Source organism: Amycolatopsis sp. NPDC045836 (genome assembly GCF_056431745.1).
This window is the reverse complement of record NZ_JBWKKF010000030.1, coordinates 64,040-78,652: the sequence shown is the minus strand read 5'-3', so window position 1 is coordinate 78,652 and position 14,613 is coordinate 64,040. Positions and strand designations below refer to the sequence as shown.

Below are 14,613 nucleotides of genomic sequence, written 5' to 3'. Positions count from 1 at the left end.
AAAGCCAATGGGCAGCGGCGGGTCTGCCAGGCGCTGGGCCAGTGGCGGAAGCCGGTGTGAATCGGCCCAGTGAGCTGATCGCCACGCGGGAGGACAGACCGGGCTGAGGTGCTGGGTGGGGGCGGGTGCGGCCCAATCGGCTGACCGCCACGAGCAAGGGCAGGCTGAGCTGGGGTGCTGGGTGAGTGTGGGTGGAGGGCAGGTCAGCGCACCACCCCGAAATGCTGGAAAGCCAATGGGCAGCGGCGGGTCTGCCAGGCGCTGGGCCAGTGGCGGAAGCCGGTGTGAATCGGCCCAGTGAGCTGATCGCCACGCGGGAGGACAGGCCGAGCTGAGGTGTTGGGTGGGTGTAGGTGCGGCCCAATCGGCTGATCGCCACGCGGGAGGACAGATCCGGCTGGAGCACCGAGTGGGGGCGGGTGCGGCCCAATCGGCTGATCACCACGCGGGAGGACAGACCCGGCTGGAGTACCGGGTGGGGGCGGGTGTGGGTGTGGGTGTGGGGCATGTCAGCTCATCCCCTCTAGTTGGCGGAGGGGGGAGGGGTGCCGTTTGGAGAGCAGGGTGCTGGTCAGGTGGCGTAGGCGGGTGCGGATGCGGATGCGCTCGCGGGGGGTGAATTGCACGAGGACGATCACCCGGAGGCGTGGGGGCCTGGAGCGGCGGCGGAGTGGGCGCATGTCAGAACGCCCCCTCGAGGTGGGTCAGCTGCGGTTCGCCGGTGGGTGGCAGGTGGATGGCGATCACGTCGAAGCGGATCGGGCACCAGCGCACTCGGAAGTGGTCCAGCCAGCGGCTGGTGAGGCGGCGGATGCGAGCCACCTTTTCGGCGTCCACGGCTTCGGCGGGGAGGCCGTAGCCGGTGCCGGAGCGGGTTTTGACCTCGCAGACGATCAGGGTGCGGCCGTCGGTGGCGACCAGGTCGAGTTCACCTTCGCGGCAGCGCCAGTTCGTGGACAGCACGACCAGGCCCTGCGCGGTCAGGTGGGCGGCGGCCAGCTCCTCGCCGCGACGACCCAGGTGGGTTCTCTGGTCGTACGACGGCCTGGCTTCTGTCCCCATCACGGCTGCTCCCCCGGGGTCGGTGATCTTGGTTGGCGATCACGACGTTGCCAGGGTGGGTGGGGGCGGGCCAGGGGGTCGGGTTGAACTGTGGACAACCGGACCGGCTGTGGACAACTCGTCCACAGCCGGTCAGCCGGAGAAGGGACCGCCTTCCGGCAGGCGCAGGTCGGGCTTGTCCAGCTCCTCGACGTTGACGTCCTTGAAGGTGATCACGCGGACGTGCTTGACGAACCGGGCGGGGCGGTACATGTCCCAGACCCAGGCGTCGGACATCCGCACCTCGAAGTAGACCTCCCCGCCCCCGTCGCGGACCTGCACGTCCACCGCGTTGGCCAGGTAGAACCGCCGTTCGGTCTCCACCACATACGCGAACTGGCTGACGATGTCGCGGTACTCCCGGTACAGCGACAGCTCCATCTCGGTCTCGTATTTCTCGAGATCCTCGGCACTCATGAAATCCGGGCCCCTCCTTGCGAGTTCACGTGCCAGTCGGCGGCGAAGAGTCCATTCTGACCCAGACCGTCATCCAGGGCACGCACCGGCGCCGCCGTGGCGTGCAGAGCCGCCGCGGTGAGCAGCACCCGGTGGGGTGGCTCGCGCCGGTGGACCGCGGCCGCGACGGCCACGTTGGTGTAGGACCACCGGTGCACCGCGCTGGGTCCGTGCTCGGTCAGCGCCGCGCCGTGTTCGGTGGTGGTGTAACCCTTGTGCACGTCGAAGCCGTACACCGGGTATTCGGCGTGCAGGTCCGCCATGATCCGGTCCCTGGTCACCTTGGCCAGCACGGACGCGGCCGCGACGCAGGCGACCACGCGGTCCCCCTTGATCACCGGCAGGCTCGGCGCGGGCATGCCCGGCACCCCGAACCCGTCGGTCAGCACGTAGCCGGGCGCGGTCCGCAGGTGGGACACCGCGCGCCGCATGCCCTCGACGTTGGTGACGTGGATGCCGCGCGCGTCGACCTCCTCGGTGGGGATGACCACCACCGCGTAGTCGACCGCCCTGGCCAGCACCCGTTCGTAGACCCGCTCGCGAGCGGCCGCGGTGAGCAGCTTCGAATCGGTCAGTTCGGGCAACCGCGCGCCGTCACCGGGCTTGAGCACGCAGGCGGCGACCACCAGCGGACCGGCGCAGGCACCCCGCCCGGCCTCGTCCACGCCGGCCACCGGGCCGAGGCCACGCCGTTCCAGCGCGGCCTGCAGCCCCCACGAACTCTCCCCGCGGACGACCGCGCGTGGCGGCTTCAGCGCTGACACCGCGGCTAGCGCTTCCGGTTCGCCGCCCCGCGCAAGCCCGCTCCGAGCTTGCGGCCGGCCCACACCGTCGGCCAGGCGGCCACCACGCCGATGCCCAGCGGGATGCCCTGCTGCCAGGCCGGTGCGCTCATGCCGAGCGCCGCGGGCTGGGCGGACTCCTGCGGGTTGTGGTCGGACACGCCACCCCAGCGGTTCGGCGGCAGCACGATGATCCTGGCCTTGCCGATGATGTTCTCCAGTGGCACCGCACCGCGCTCGCCCCCGCCGCCCTGCGTGCGGGAGTCCGAGGAGTTGTTGCGGTTGTCGCCCATCACCCAGACCGAGCCGAGCGGCACCTGGACCGGGTCGAACGGGGCCTGGACCCCGGTGCCGTCCTCGAAGTGCAGGTACGGCTCGTCGAGCGCCTTGCCGTCGACCACCACGTGGTTCTGCGCGTCGCAGCATTCGACCGTCTGCCCCGGCATCGCGATGATGCGCTTGACGAAATCGCGCTCGTCGGGCGGCGCGAGGCCGAACACCGAGCCGATGCTCTGGAAGAACCGGCCGACCGGGTTCGAGGACTCCTGCGGGAGCGCTTCGTTCTCCACCCACGGCTCCGGACCCTTGAACACCACCACGTCACCGGGGGTGGGGTCGACGAAGTCGTAGGTGATCTTGTCGACCAGGATGCGGTCGCCGGTGCAGCCCTCACAACCGTGCAGGGTGGTCTCCATCGATCCCGACGGGATCATGTAGACGCGGAAGAAGAACTGCTGGATCACGAACGTCAGCGCGAGCGCGACGACGATCAGGATCGGCAGCTCCACCCAGAACGGGCGCTTCTTCTTCGCTTTGCCCCTGCCGCGCTTGCGGTGGGCACCGTCCTTGGTCTCCTCCGCCGCTCCGTCGTGGTGCTCGGAGCGTTCGGGATCGTCCTCGGCAGCGTTTGAAGACACGGGTTCGGCCACGACGCCAGGCTACGGGAATCCGCTACCGGATCAGGAAGCCGGCTCGCGGCGCTCCTTGATCTTCGCGGCCTTGCCGCGCAGCTCGCGGAGGTAGTACAGCTTGGCTCGCCGCACGTCACCGCGCTTGTGCACCTCGATCTGCGCGATGTTCGGGCTGTGCACCGGGAAGGTGCGCTCCACGCCGACGCCGAACGACACCTTGCGGACGGTGAACGTCTCGCGGATGCCACCGCCCTGACGGCGGATGACCACGCCCTGGAAGACCTGAAGGCGCTCGCGGTTGCCCTCGATCACTCGGACGTGCACCTTCAGCGTGTCGCCCGGGCGGAAGTCCGGGATGTCGGAACGCAGCGACTGAGCGTCCAGGGCGTCCAGGGTGTTCATCGGTGGTCCGTCCTCGTCTGTGATGTAACGTCTTCGTCTTGCCGCACGCCAGGGCGCACGCCGAGCACGGCGGCCTGCCCAAGGGGTGTGGCGGGCGCGTGACCTCCGGTGCGGTCCTCTCGCGCCAACCGGTCAAGTATTACAGACCCGCCGGGCGGCGGATCAATCGCCCCGTGCCGACTCCTCGGCCAGCCGCGCGAGCAGGGCCAGGTCGCGCTGGTCGAGACTGCCTTCCGGCAACGCGGAAAGCAGCTCCGGGCGGCGTTCGGCGGTCCGCTGGAGCGCCTGGTCGCGGCGCCAGCGGTCGATCAGCGCGTGGTTGCCCGAGCGCAGCACCTCCGGCACGGCCAGCTCGCGCCAGACCTCCGGGCGGGTGTAGCTCGGTCCTTCGAGCAGGCCGTCGGAGAACGAGTCCTCCTCGGCCGAGCGGGCGTTGCCCAGCACCCCGGGCAGCAGCCGGACCACGGCCTCGACCATGACCAGCACCGCGGCTTCGCCGCCGACCAGCACGTAGTCGCCGATGGACACCTCGTCCACCGGCATGCGGCGGGCGGCGTCGGTGAGCACGCGCTGGTCGATGCCCTCGTAGCGGCCGCAGGCGAACACCAGGTGCTGCTCGGCGGCGTACTCGTGGGCCAGTTGCTGGGTGAACGGGCGACCGGCGGGCGTCGGCACCACCAGCCGGGTGTGCTCCCCGCAGACGTCGTCGAGCGCGGCACCCCAGATCTGCGGCTTCATCACCATGCCGGGACCACCGCCGTACGGCGCGTCGTCGACCGCGCGGTGCACGTCGTGGGTCCAGTCGCGCAGGTCGTGCACGCCGATCTCGATCAGGCCGCGGTCGATCGCGCGCCCGAGCAGCGCGGCCCGGAGCGGGTCGAGGTACTCGGGGAAGATGGTGACGACGTCGAGGCGCATCAGTCGACGTCCAGCAGGCCCTCTGGCGGGTCGAGCACGACCCGGCCACCGGCCACGTCCACCACCGGCACGATGGCCCGGACGAACGGCACCAGCACGGTCTTCCCGTCGCGGTCGAGCGAGAGCAGCTCGCCGCCGGGGGAATGCACCACCTCGAGCACGGTGCCGACCGCGGTGCCGTCGGTCAGCTCGGCCCGCAGGCCCTCGAGCTGGTGGTCGTAGAACTCGTCGGGATCGGCGGTGGGCGGCAGGTCCGCGGTGTCCCCGAGCAGCAGCGCACCCCGCAGTTCCTCGGCCGCGGTGCGGTCGGGGACCTGTTCGAAGCGCACCAGCAGCCGCCCGCTGTGCGAGCGGGCGGCTGCCACGGTGAGTTCGCGGGTGCGACCGCCGCGCGGCCGGGCGAGCACCACGGCGCCGACGGCGAACCGCTGCTCCGGGGAGTCGGTCCGCACGTCGACGGCCAGCTCGCCGGCGATGCCGTGTGCCTTGGCCACCCGGCCGACGACAACCTCCATCAGCGCGGGTTCAGTGGTCGGTGTCGACCACGTCGACCCGCACACCCCGGCCGCCGATTCCGCCCATCACGGTGCGGAGGGCGGTGGCGGTGCGCCCGCCCCGGCCGATCACCTTGCCCAGATCGTCGGGGTGGACGTGCACCTCGAGGGTGCGGCCGCGGCGCGTGGTGATCAGTTCGACCCGGACCTCGTCCGGGTTGTCCACGATCCCGCGCACGAGGTGCTCAAGGGAGTCCGCGAGAAAGCTCACGCCTCGGTCTTCTCCTCGGCCTTGGCCTCGGCCTTCTCGGCGTCGGCCTTCTTGCCGCCCTTCTTCTTGGGCGTGGTGGCCTCGGCCGAGGGCTCCTCGCCCGCGGCCGCGAGCGCGGCGTTGAACAGGTCCTGCTTGGACGGCTTCGGCTCGGCCACCTTCAGGGTGCCCTCGGCGCCCGGCAGGCCCTTGAACTTCTGCCAGTCACCGGTGATCTCGAGCAGGCGCTGGACCGGCTCGGTCGGCTGCGCGCCGACGGAGAGCCAGTGCTGGGCGCGGTCGGAGTTCACCTCGATGAAGCTGGGCTCTTCCTTCGGGTGGTACTTGCCGATCGTCTCGATGGCCTTGCCGTCCCGGCGGGTGCGCGCGTCGGCGACGATGATGCGGTAGTACGGCGCACGGATCTTGCCGAGGCGCTGAAGCTTGATCTTGACGGCCACGGGTGTGGGTACTCCTCAGTTCTCTCTGGTGCAAGGTCGGCCGCGCGATCCGAGTGGGGAACGAATGCGACGCCCGGAGGTCAGGTGTGTTCGACCCCGGCGCGGTGAGAGGGTCCGGCCGGAGCAAGCAATCGAACATTCTGCCAGACGGCCCGCGCGGTGCCGTTCAGAGGGTGGCGATGCCGAGCGTGGTGAGCAGGATGGCGACCGCGGGCAGGAAGTTGTTCATCTGGTGCGCCACGATGCTGCCCAGCAGCCTGCCGGTGAACAGCCGCGCCAGCCCGATCGGGATGGAGATGACCAGCAGCAGCGTGGTCCGCAGCGGTTCCAGGTGGCTGACCGCGAACACCGCGGTGGACAGCAGGAAGGCGGCCACCCCGCCCCACTTCTCGTTGCCCCAGTGCAGCCGCTCCACCGCGCCCCAGAGCAGGCCGCGGTAGATGATCTCCTCGCAGATCGGCCCGAGCAGCCACAGGTAGAGGAACATGATCACCGCGGCGGTCACCGACATCGGCTGGTCCTCGACCAGCGCGGCGATCGCCGACGAGGCGTTCTGCTCACCGACGATCCGCGTCCAGACGAACGCGCCGACCGTGGTGCACACCAGGCCGATCAGGCCGAACCGCAGGCCGGTCTTGACGTCGGCCCAGCGCCACGACAGCCGCAGGTCGGCCAGCGGGCCGTTGCCGCGGACCCTGGTGATCAGCACCGCGGCGGTGGCGGCCACCACGGTCGGGGTGATGGTGCCGACGAGCACGTGCCCGACCGGCATCGGCTGCCCGGCGGGCACCGGGCCGAGCGCGGCGAGCACCAGGGCGGCGGAGATCAGCAGGATCGCCTCGACCAGGAGGAAGGCGCCGAATCCCCAGCGGGGGGCGGGCAGCGCGGCCGCCTCCGGCACCGGCTCGGGGCCTCGGACCGACTCCCCCTCCATCGCGCTCAAGCCGTCCTCCGGGTTCTTCGCATTTCGGGCAGAAACAAACCAAAGAAAAGGCTAGCGGGCGGAGCCCTCCGTTGAGGGTGGTGGTGGGTGACGGGCGGGCTAGCGGGCGGAGCCCTCGGTTGAGGGTGGTGGTGGGTGACGGGCGGGCTAGCGGGCGGAGCCCTCGGTTGAGGGTGGTGGTGGGCGACGGGCGGGCTAGCGGGCGCAGCCCTCCGTTGAGGGTGGTGGTGGGCGACGGGCGGGCTAGCGGGCGCAGCCCTCCGTTGAGGGTGGTGGGCAACGGACCGAGTAGCGGGCGGGGCCCTCCTTGGGGGAGGTGGTGGGCGACGGGCGGGCTGACGGGCGGAGCCCTCCGTCGAGGGCGGTTGGGCGACGGGTGAAGCCCACCGTTGAGGGCGGTGGACGACGGGCTGGGTGGCTGCGCCCCTCCCCGGAGGCAGGTGGTGAGCAGCGGGCGCAGTCTTCCGTTGAGGGTGGCGACGGGCGGAGCCCCGTTGAGGGGTGGTGGGTGACTGGTCAGTGGGCGGCGCCTCCGTTGAGGGGGTGGGCGGGATCAGCCGGCACCGAGCAGGAGCAGGGCGGGCGGCAGGTTGTTCGCGGCGTGCGCCACCACGCTCGAGCCGGTCCGGCCGCTGAGCAGCCGGGCCGCCCCGATGGCCAGTCCCTGCACGAACAACGCGATGGTGCGGCTCGGTTCTCCGTGCAACTGGGCGAACACCGCGGCGGTCAGCGCGAGCACCGCCCACGGCGGCACGCGGTGGGCGGCCAGGCCGTTCCACAGCGCCCCGCGGAGCAGCACCTCCTCGGTCAGCGGGGCGACGAGCACCACGACCAGTGCGGCCAGCGCGAGCCACACCGGGTGGTCGCCGACGCCCTGGGCGAGGCCGGCCAGCGGGTTGCCGGATTCGAGGTCGGTGCCGAACACCGGGAGCAGCAGCAGGTTCGCCAGGTAGCCGGCGAGCAGCGCGAAGCCGCCGCAGGCCAGGCCGATCTTGATGTCGCGCAGCCGCGGCAGCACACCGAGTTCGGCGAACGAGCCCCAGCGCCGGGCGGCCAGCACCGGGGCGAGGCCGAGCACCAGGTTCGGCACGAAGGCGAGCAGCAGCAGCGGGCCGAGGTCGGGCATCTCCTCGGCGTCGTCGAACCCGGTGAACCGCCCGGAGAGCACGGCGGTGAGCACCAGGTTCATCAGGTGGTAGGCGCCGAAACCGGCGATGAACGCGAGCAGGCCCCAGTGGGCGCCGCGCACCAGGCCGTCCCCGACGGCCGGGGGGTTCTCGTTCGCCTGCGCCACCGCACCTCCGCCACCGAGATGATCTCCGCACCCACGTTAGGGCGCCCGCGGCTACCGGCTGAACCCGGGCCGTCTCAGGAAGTGACGGTACCGCGCAGGATGATGTGCGAGGGGTGCCGCAGGGCACCGAGGTCCTCGCGGGGGTCCGCGGACAGCACCAGGAGGTCGGCCGGGGCGCCGTCGGCGATGGACGGGTGGCCGAGCCAGTCGCGGGCCGCCCAGGCCGCGGCGCCGAGCGCCTCGGTGCGCGACATGCCGGCCCGGTGCAGCAGTTCGATCTCGTCGACGATCCGGCCGTGGTCGACCGTGCCACCGGCGTCGCTGCCCGCGTACACGGCCACCCCGGCGTCCAGCGCGGCCTGCACCAGCCCGTCGACGCGCCGGTGCAGCTCCCGCATGTGCGCGGCGTAGACCGGGTACTTGCCCGCGGCGTCCGCGATGCCGGGGAAGTTCTCGGTGATGTTGACCAGGGTCGGCACCAGCGCGATCTCCCGGCGCGCCAGCTCGGCCAGCTGCTCGCCGGACAGTTCGGTGCCGTGTTCGAGGCAGTCGATCCCGGCGTCGATCAGGCCGGGCAGCGCGGCCGCGCCGAAGACGTGCGCGGTGACCCTGGCGCCGGCGTCGTGGGCGACCTTGACCGCTTCGGCCAGCACGTCGTCCGGCCACAGCGGCGCCAGGTCGCCGACCGAGCGGTCGATCCAGTCCCCGACGAGCTTGACCCAGCCGTCACCGGCCGCGGCCTGCTCGGCGACCGCTTCGGGCAGCTGGTCGGGGCTGTCCAGGTCGATGCCGAGGCCGGGCACGTACCGCTTCGGCAGGGCGAGGTGACGGCCGCAGCGGATGATCCGCGGCAGGTCCTCGCGCTGCTGCAGCGGCGAGGTGTCCAGCGGCACCCCGCAGTCGCGGATCAGCAGCGTGCCCGCCCGGCGGTCGACCAGCGCCTGGGCGGCGGCCTGCTCGAGGTTCTCCGCGCCGATGCCGGGGTGGCAGTGCGCGTCGACCAGCCCCGGCACCAGGAACACGTCCTCGGCCAGCGTCTCGGCGCCGTCGACCGGCTCGTAGCCGATCCGGCCGCCGTCGATCCACAGGTCGCGGTGCTCACCGGAGGGCAGCACCACGCCGCTGAGCCGGTACGCCATTACTTGCCCTTTGGCAGCTTGAACTTCGACGGGTCGAACCCGGGCGGCAGGTCGTTCAGGCCGCCGCCGAGCTGGGACAGGTCGGGCAGCCCGCCCGCCGGGCCGGCACCGGGGAACCCGCCGGGGGGCAGCGCGGGCAGGCCGCCGGGGAAACCGCCCTTGATCTTGGGCTGCGTGGGGCCGCGCCCCTTGCCCTTCTTCCCCTTCTTGCCCTTGCGGTTGTTCTTCCGGTTGTTCGGCGCGCCGAAGCCGAACCGCCCGGCCATCTGCTGCATCATCTTCTTGGCGTCGTAGAACCGGTTGACCAGGTCGTTGACCTCGCGCACGGCCACGCCCGAGCCCTTGGCGATGCGCTGGCGGCGGGAGGCGTTGATGATCTTCGGGTCGGCCCGCTCGGCCGGGGTCATGCCGCGGATGATCGCCTGCAGCCGGTCCAGCGACTTGTCGTCGACCTGCGCCAGCTGGTCCTTCATCTGCCCGGCGCCGGGCAGCATGCCCAGCAGGTTGCCGATCGGGCCCATCTTGCGCACCGCGAGCATCTGCTCGAGGAAGTCCTCCAGGGTCAGCTCGCCGCTGCCCAGCTTCTGCGCGGCCTGCTCGGCCTGCTCGGCGTCGAAGGCCTGCTCCGCCTGCTCGATCAGGGTGAGCATGTCGCCCATGCCGAGGATCCGGCTGGCCATCCGGTCCGGGTGGAACAGGTCGAAGTCCTCGAGCTTCTCGCCGTTCGACGCGAACAGGATCGGCTGGCCGGTGACCTCGCGCACGCTCAGCGCGGCACCACCGCGGGCGTCGCCGTCGAGCTTGGTCAGCACCACCCCGGTGAAGCCGACGCCGTCGCGGAAGGCTTCGGCGGTGGTCACCGCGTCCTGGCCGATCATCGCGTCGACCACGAACAGGGTCTCGTCCGGCTGGACCGCGTCGCGGATGTCGGCGGCCTGCCGCATCAGCTCCTCGTCCACGCCGAGGCGGCCGGCGGTGTCGACGATGACGATGTCGTGCTGGGCGTGCTTGGCCTCGTCGACACCACGGCGGGCCACGTCGACCGGGTCGCCGACGCCGTTGCCCGGCTCCGGCGCGAAGGTCGGCACCCCGGCCCGCTCACCGACCACCTGGAGCTGGGTGACCGCGTTCGGGCGCTGGAGGTCGCAGGCGACCAGCATCGGCGCGTGACCCTGCTTCTTCAGCCACAGCGCCAGCTTGCCCGCCAGCGTGGTCTTGCCTGCCCCCTGCAGACCGGCGAGCATCAGCACGGTCGGCGGGTTCTTCGCCAGGTTCAGCCGCCGGGTCTCGCCGCCGAGGATGGCGACCAGTTCCTCGTTGACGATCTTGATGACCTGCTGGGCTGGGTTCAGCGCCTCGGAGACCTCGGCGCCCTTGGCGCGCTCCTTGACCTTGGCGATGAACGCGCGCACCACCGGGAGCGCGACGTCGGCCTCCAGCAGCGCGATGCGGATCTCGCGCGCGGTGGCGTCGATGTCGGCGTCGGAGAGCTTCCCCTTGCCACGCAGGTTCTGCAGGACCGAAGTGAGGCGATCGGAGAGGGTGTCGAACACGGGTGTGCGCTCCAGCAGTCGTCGTCAGGGTGCGGGCGTGCGGGTGGAAGACCGCGCCTGCATCCTCCGAGGGTAGTCGACGACGGGACCCGGCCGGTCCGCTCCTCCTCGGGCCGGCCGGGTTTCGCGTCGCGCGGACGGCCACCGGCCTTCGTCCGACCCCCAGTACCGGGCGATTTCCGGGCCCCGCGCTGGAGTGAAGCCTCCCGGGTCCCGGCCGGTCACGGCAGCGGGCAAACCCCCATTTCCGGGCAGGTACAACTACTCATTCGGTGATCGGCTCGGTCTTCCGGCCCGCCGCGCGCCTGGCCGCCGCGGCGGCTTCGGCCGCCTTCTCCGCGGCCCCGCGGGCCCGTGCACCGGGGCTGCCGCCCTCGTGCAGTTCGGCACCCGTCTGCAGCGCGGCCAGCAACGCGGTGACCCCGGCGTTCTGCACGGCGGCGGCCGGGCGGGCGACCTCGCCGCCCTCGGCCTTCGCGGTGATCAGCTCGTTCAGCGCGGACTGGTACTCGTCGACGTAGTTCTCCGGCTCGAAGTCGCCCGCCAGCCGGTCGATCAGCCGGGCGGCCAGCCGCACCTCGGACACGTGCACGTCGACGTCCTCGTGCTGGAACGGGAAGTCGGGGGCACGCACCTCGTCCGGCCAGAGCATGGTCTCCAGCAGCAGGAGCTGGTCGCGCACGCGGATCACGGCGAGCGTCTCGCGCTGGCGCAGCGCCACCTTGACCACCATCACCCGGCCCGTCTGCTGCATGGCCTCGCTGAGCAGCACGTACGCCTTGGTGCCCGCGATCTCCGGTTCCAGGTAGTAGCTGCGGGCGAAGTAGACCGGATCGACCTGCTCCATCGGCACGAACGAGAGCACGTCGATGGAGTGCGCGGTGGCCAGCGGCAGCGACGCCAGGTCCTCGTCGGAGAGCACCACCACGTCCCCGCCGGGCAGGGTGAAGCCCTTGCCGACCTCGCCGGGCGGCACCTCGGCGCCGTCGGCCTCGCAGAACCGGCGGTGCTGGACGCGGCCGCCGTCGGTGACGTGCACCTGGGTCAGGCCGGAGGCGCGGTCGGTGGTCGCGCTGTACGCCTTCACCGGGATGGCGTACGCGCCGAAACCGATCGTGCCCTTCCAGACCGCGCGCATGTGTTCGAGCGTAATCCGGCGAAAGCGGCCCTCACCAGCTACAAACGGGTGTCCTCGTCGGCTGTTTGCAGCAGTGCGCCGAGCACGGGCTCACTCTCCGCGATCGCGTCGGCCGAATACCCGGCGGCGGTGGCGGCGGCTTCGAGCACCTCGGTCAGCGCGCCGTCGACCTGGCTGCCGCGGACCACCCCGGCCAGCCGGGCCAGTGCGAGCGAGAGCTGGCGCTGGCCGGCGGCCAGGTGCTCCAGCACGTCGGCGAGTTCTCCCGCGGTGCCCACTTCGGCCGACCCGGCCAGTTCGGCCGCACACGCCTCCAGGTGCGCGGCCACGATCGTGCCTGGAAGAACCGGCTCGTGCACCCCGCACCACCTCTCACCGGGAACTGACGGCGCCGCCATCCTGCCACCGTCCCCGCGAGCGGCTCGCGCGACACCCCGAACGAGGCCGTTCAGCTCGCGGCCGCGAGCACCTCCCGCTCGATCCGGTCGCGCCACTCGGTGTCGAGCCTGCCGTGGCGGGGGGCGATGGCGAACGAGTCGACCACGGCCGCGCCGAGCGTGGCGACCTTGGCCCAGCGCACCTCCGCCTCGCACCGCCGCAACGCGCCCGCCACGTGGTAGAGCAGGCCGATCCGGTCGGTGGCGCGCAGTTCGAGCACCACCGTGGTGGCCCCGCTGGTCTCGTCGTCGAACCAGAGCACCTTGGGACCGGTGGTGTCGGCGGTGGCTTTCGCGTAGTCGTAATCGCGTTCCTTCGCGGCGAGCTTCTGCGTCAGCGGCAGCGCACCGCCCAGCGCTCGGGCGAACTGCTCCCGCAACAGCGCGGCGTCGGGCAGCGAGCCGAACTTCGGCGACGCGGTGAACACGCCGACCCGCCCGCCGTCGTGCCCGTGCAGCACCGCCGTGTGCACCTCCAGGGAGTGCAGCGCGAGCACCCCGGCCGCCGGTGCCAGCAGCTCCGACCGGGTGGGCGCGGCGAGCACCACGGTGGCCACGTTGCCCTCCGACGAAATCCGCACCTGCGGATACCCGGAGACGGTGGCCTCCGCCACCAGTTCGCGTTGCGCGGCGTCCAGCGGTTCCGGGGCGCCGAGCACCTTGCCCAGCAGGGCTTCCCGGCAGCGCCCGGCGAGTTCGGCGATCAGCCCGGACTTCCACTCGGTCCACACCCCGGGGCCGGTGGCCAGCGCGTCGGCCTTCGCCAGCGCCTGCAGCAGGTCCACCAGCAACGGGCTGTGGTCCAGGGTCTTGAGCACCCGCCGCACGGTGGCGGGCTCGCTGATGTCGCGGCGGGTGGCGGTGTCGGGCAGCAGCAGGTGGTGGCGGACCATCGCGGCCGCCGTTCCGACGTCCACCTCGGGCAAGCCGATCCGGGCGGCCACCTGCGCGGCGATCTTGGCGCCCAGCTCGGAGTGGTCCGCGGTGCGCCCCTTGCCGATGTCGTGCAGCAGCGCGCCCAGCAGGAGCAGGTCGGGGCGGGACACCGTGGTGGTCAGCTTGGCCGCTTCGACGCACGCCTGCACCAGGTGGCGGTCCACCGTCCACGAGTGCACGGGTTCGCGGGGCGGCAGGTCGCGGACCGCCCCCCATTCGGGGAACAACCGCGCCCACAGCCCGGTCCGGTCGAGCGCTTCGACGGCGTCCAGCAGCCCTTCACCCGCGCCGAGCAGTTCGGTCAGCGCGTCCCTGGCCCCGGCGGGCCACGGGGCCCGCAGTTCCGGGGCGGAATCGGCCAGCGTGCGCAGGGTGCCCAGCGCGATCGGCCGCCCGGTGCGCGCGGACGCCGCCGCCACCCGCAGCAGCAGGGCCGGGTCGCGGGCCGGAACGGCGTCCCTGGCCAGGGCGACCTCGTTGCCGTGCAACACCACGCCGTCGTCCAGCGGGGTGCGTGACGGCCGCCTGCCGAACCGCGCCTTCGGAACCGCTTCGACCGAGCGGAACACGGTGTCCACCGCGTAGCTGACCGCGCGCCCGGCACCGGAAAGCTTGCGCGCCAAGGTGAACCGGTCGCCGAAACCGAGTTCCGCGGCGACCGCTTCGGCGTCGGGCGGGCTCAGCACGTCCCGGTCGCGGCGGAGTTCGCGCCGCAACTCGGTGCGGACGTCGAGCAGGAGTCCCTTGGCGGCCAGCAGTTCCTCGCCGGGACGGTCGGCCAGCTGGGCCGCGGCGAAGGCGTCGAGCAGCCCGATGTCACGCAGGCCGCCCCGGCCGTGCTTGAGGTCGGGCGCCGCCGACTGGGCGAGCTCGCCGCTGAGCTTCCACCGCTGCCGCGCCGAGGAAGCCAGCTCCACCAAGCGCTTGCGGGCCGTCCGCCGCCAGTTGTCCCGCGCGGCGGCGGCCAGGCGCGCGGTCAGTTCGGGGTCCCCGGCGAGGTGGCGGGCGTCCAGCAGGCCCACCGCGGTGCGGAGGTCCTCCGCCGCCACCTTCAGCGCCTCCCCCGGGGTGCGCACGGAGTGGTCGAGGCCGATCCGCGCGTCCCACAACGGGTACCAGAGCGCGTCGGCGATGTCGCCGACGCGCGTGTTCCCGTTGTGCACCAGCACCAGGTCCAGATCCGAGAACGGCACCAGTTCCCGGCGGCCGAGCCCGCCGACGGCGACCAGCGCGACACCCGGTTCCGCGGTGCCCACCCCGGCCGCCGTCGCGGCCCTGCTCAGCCAGAACTCGTAGAGGTCCACCAAAGCCGCTCGGAGGGCCGCCGCGCCCAGCCGCCCGTGGCGGCCCTCCAGCAGCTTCTTCGCTGCGTCAACCAGCTCCCCGGCTTCCACGGTC

The 14,613-nt window shown here is 72.2% G+C and carries 16 protein-coding genes; all 16 read right to left on the bottom strand.

Annotated features, from left to right (window positions below; genetic code table 11):
• Nucleotides 1-681 precede the first annotated feature (681 nt).
• The 16 genes from AC07EG_RS36420 to AC07EG_RS36345 all read right to left on the bottom strand — a co-directional run bounded on the left by AC07EG_RS36420 (nt 682) and on the right by AC07EG_RS36345 (nt 14,609).
• Complete coding sequence (locus AC07EG_RS36420) at nt 682-1,062, bottom strand: YraN family protein (protein WP_478257821.1); 381 nt, start codon at nt 1,060-1,062, stop codon at nt 682-684.
• A 132-nt stretch (nt 1,063-1,194) separates the two neighbouring features.
• A complete protein-coding gene (locus AC07EG_RS36415; protein ID WP_113693489.1) occupies nt 1,195-1,518 on the bottom strand; it encodes a DUF2469 domain-containing protein in 324 nt (107 codons plus the stop codon).
• On the bottom strand, nt 1,515-2,321 hold the full coding sequence (locus AC07EG_RS36410; RefSeq protein WP_478257813.1) for a ribonuclease HII: 807 nt from the start codon (nt 2,319-2,321) through the stop codon (nt 1,515-1,517). The genes AC07EG_RS36415 and AC07EG_RS36410 overlap by 4 nt, the downstream gene beginning before the upstream one ends.
• A gap of 5 nt (nt 2,322-2,326) precedes the next feature.
• Nucleotides 2,327-3,268, bottom strand: coding sequence for a signal peptidase I (gene lepB, locus AC07EG_RS36405; RefSeq protein WP_478257812.1), 942 nt, complete (start codon nt 3,266-3,268; stop codon nt 2,327-2,329).
• Nucleotides 3,269-3,298: 30 nt separating this feature from the next.
• Nucleotides 3,299-3,652 carry a 50S ribosomal protein L19 gene (gene rplS / locus AC07EG_RS36400; RefSeq protein ID WP_478257811.1) on the bottom strand — a complete coding sequence of 118 codons (354 nt, stop codon included), beginning with the start codon at nt 3,650-3,652 and terminating at the stop codon, nt 3,299-3,301.
• A 162-nt stretch (nt 3,653-3,814) separates the two neighbouring features.
• Nucleotides 3,815-4,570, bottom strand: a complete 756-nt coding sequence (gene trmD / locus AC07EG_RS36395; protein ID WP_478257810.1) for a tRNA (guanosine(37)-N1)-methyltransferase TrmD — start codon at nt 4,568-4,570, stop codon at nt 3,815-3,817.
• A complete protein-coding gene (gene rimM / locus AC07EG_RS36390; RefSeq protein WP_478257809.1) occupies nt 4,570-5,085 on the bottom strand; it encodes a ribosome maturation factor RimM in 516 nt (171 codons plus the stop codon). Before rimM ends, trmD begins: the two co-directional genes overlap by 1 nt.
• 10 nt (nt 5,086-5,095) lie before the next feature.
• Nucleotides 5,096-5,335 carry an RNA-binding protein gene (locus AC07EG_RS36385; protein ID WP_113693495.1) on the bottom strand — a complete coding sequence of 80 codons (240 nt, stop codon included), beginning with the start codon at nt 5,333-5,335 and terminating at the stop codon, nt 5,096-5,098.
• A complete protein-coding gene (rpsP, locus tag AC07EG_RS36380) occupies nt 5,332-5,775 on the bottom strand; it encodes a 30S ribosomal protein S16 (RefSeq protein ID WP_478257808.1) in 444 nt (147 codons plus the stop codon). The genes AC07EG_RS36385 and rpsP overlap by 4 nt, the downstream gene beginning before the upstream one ends.
• Before the next feature lie 166 nt (nt 5,776-5,941).
• Nucleotides 5,942-6,709, bottom strand: a complete 768-nt coding sequence (locus AC07EG_RS36375; RefSeq protein ID WP_478257820.1) for a lysostaphin resistance A-like protein — start codon at nt 6,707-6,709, stop codon at nt 5,942-5,944.
• 562 nt (nt 6,710-7,271) lie between these two features.
• On the bottom strand, nt 7,272-8,012 hold the full coding sequence (locus AC07EG_RS36370; RefSeq protein ID WP_478257807.1) for a lysostaphin resistance A-like protein: 741 nt from the start codon (nt 8,010-8,012) through the stop codon (nt 7,272-7,274).
• Nucleotides 8,013-8,086: 74 nt separating this feature from the next.
• On the bottom strand, nt 8,087-9,151 hold the full coding sequence (locus AC07EG_RS36365) for an amidohydrolase family protein (protein ID WP_478257806.1): 1,065 nt from the start codon (nt 9,149-9,151) through the stop codon (nt 8,087-8,089).
• Nucleotides 9,151-10,704: a signal recognition particle protein gene (ffh, locus tag AC07EG_RS36360; protein ID WP_478257805.1), complete on the bottom strand. Its 1,554-nt coding sequence runs from the start codon at nt 10,702-10,704 to the stop codon at nt 9,151-9,153. Before ffh ends, AC07EG_RS36365 begins: the two co-directional genes overlap by 1 nt.
• 265 nt (nt 10,705-10,969) lie before the next feature.
• Entirely contained in the window at nt 10,970-11,842 is an 873-nt protein-coding gene (gene ku / locus AC07EG_RS36355) for a non-homologous end joining protein Ku (RefSeq protein ID WP_478257804.1), read from the bottom strand.
• A gap of 38 nt (nt 11,843-11,880) precedes the next feature.
• Entirely contained in the window at nt 11,881-12,201 is a 321-nt protein-coding gene (locus tag AC07EG_RS36350) for a hypothetical protein (RefSeq protein WP_478257803.1), read from the bottom strand.
• 89 nt (nt 12,202-12,290) lie between these two features.
• A complete protein-coding gene (locus AC07EG_RS36345; protein WP_478257802.1) occupies nt 12,291-14,609 on the bottom strand; it encodes a [protein-PII] uridylyltransferase in 2,319 nt (772 codons plus the stop codon).
• Nucleotides 14,610-14,613: the final 4 nt, after the last annotated feature.

What these genes read in the sequence shown, in the direction of transcription:
- AC07EG_RS36365 (WP_478257806.1), bottom strand. Translation starts at nt 9,151, where the DNA reads ATGGCGTACCGGCTCAGCGGCGTGGTGCTGCCCTCCGGTGAGCACCGC.
- AC07EG_RS36415 (WP_113693489.1), bottom strand. Translation starts at nt 1,518, where the DNA reads ATGAGTGCCGAGGATCTCGAGAAATACGAGACCGAGATGGAGCTGTCG.
- AC07EG_RS36375 (WP_478257820.1), bottom strand. Translation starts at nt 6,709, where the DNA reads ATGGAGGGGGAGTCGGTCCGAGGCCCCGAGCCGGTGCCGGAGGCGGCC.
- ku (WP_478257804.1), bottom strand. Translation starts at nt 11,842, where the DNA reads ATGCGCGCGGTCTGGAAGGGCACGATCGGTTTCGGCGCGTACGCCATC.
- rplS (WP_478257811.1), bottom strand. Translation starts at nt 3,652, where the DNA reads ATGAACACCCTGGACGCCCTGGACGCTCAGTCGCTGCGTTCCGACATC.
- rimM (WP_478257809.1), bottom strand. Translation starts at nt 5,085, where the DNA reads ATGGAGGTTGTCGTCGGCCGGGTGGCCAAGGCACACGGCATCGCCGGC.
- AC07EG_RS36420 (WP_478257821.1), bottom strand. Translation starts at nt 1,062, where the DNA reads ATGGGGACAGAAGCCAGGCCGTCGTACGACCAGAGAACCCACCTGGGT.
- trmD (WP_478257810.1), bottom strand. Translation starts at nt 4,570, where the DNA reads ATGCGCCTCGACGTCGTCACCATCTTCCCCGAGTACCTCGACCCGCTC.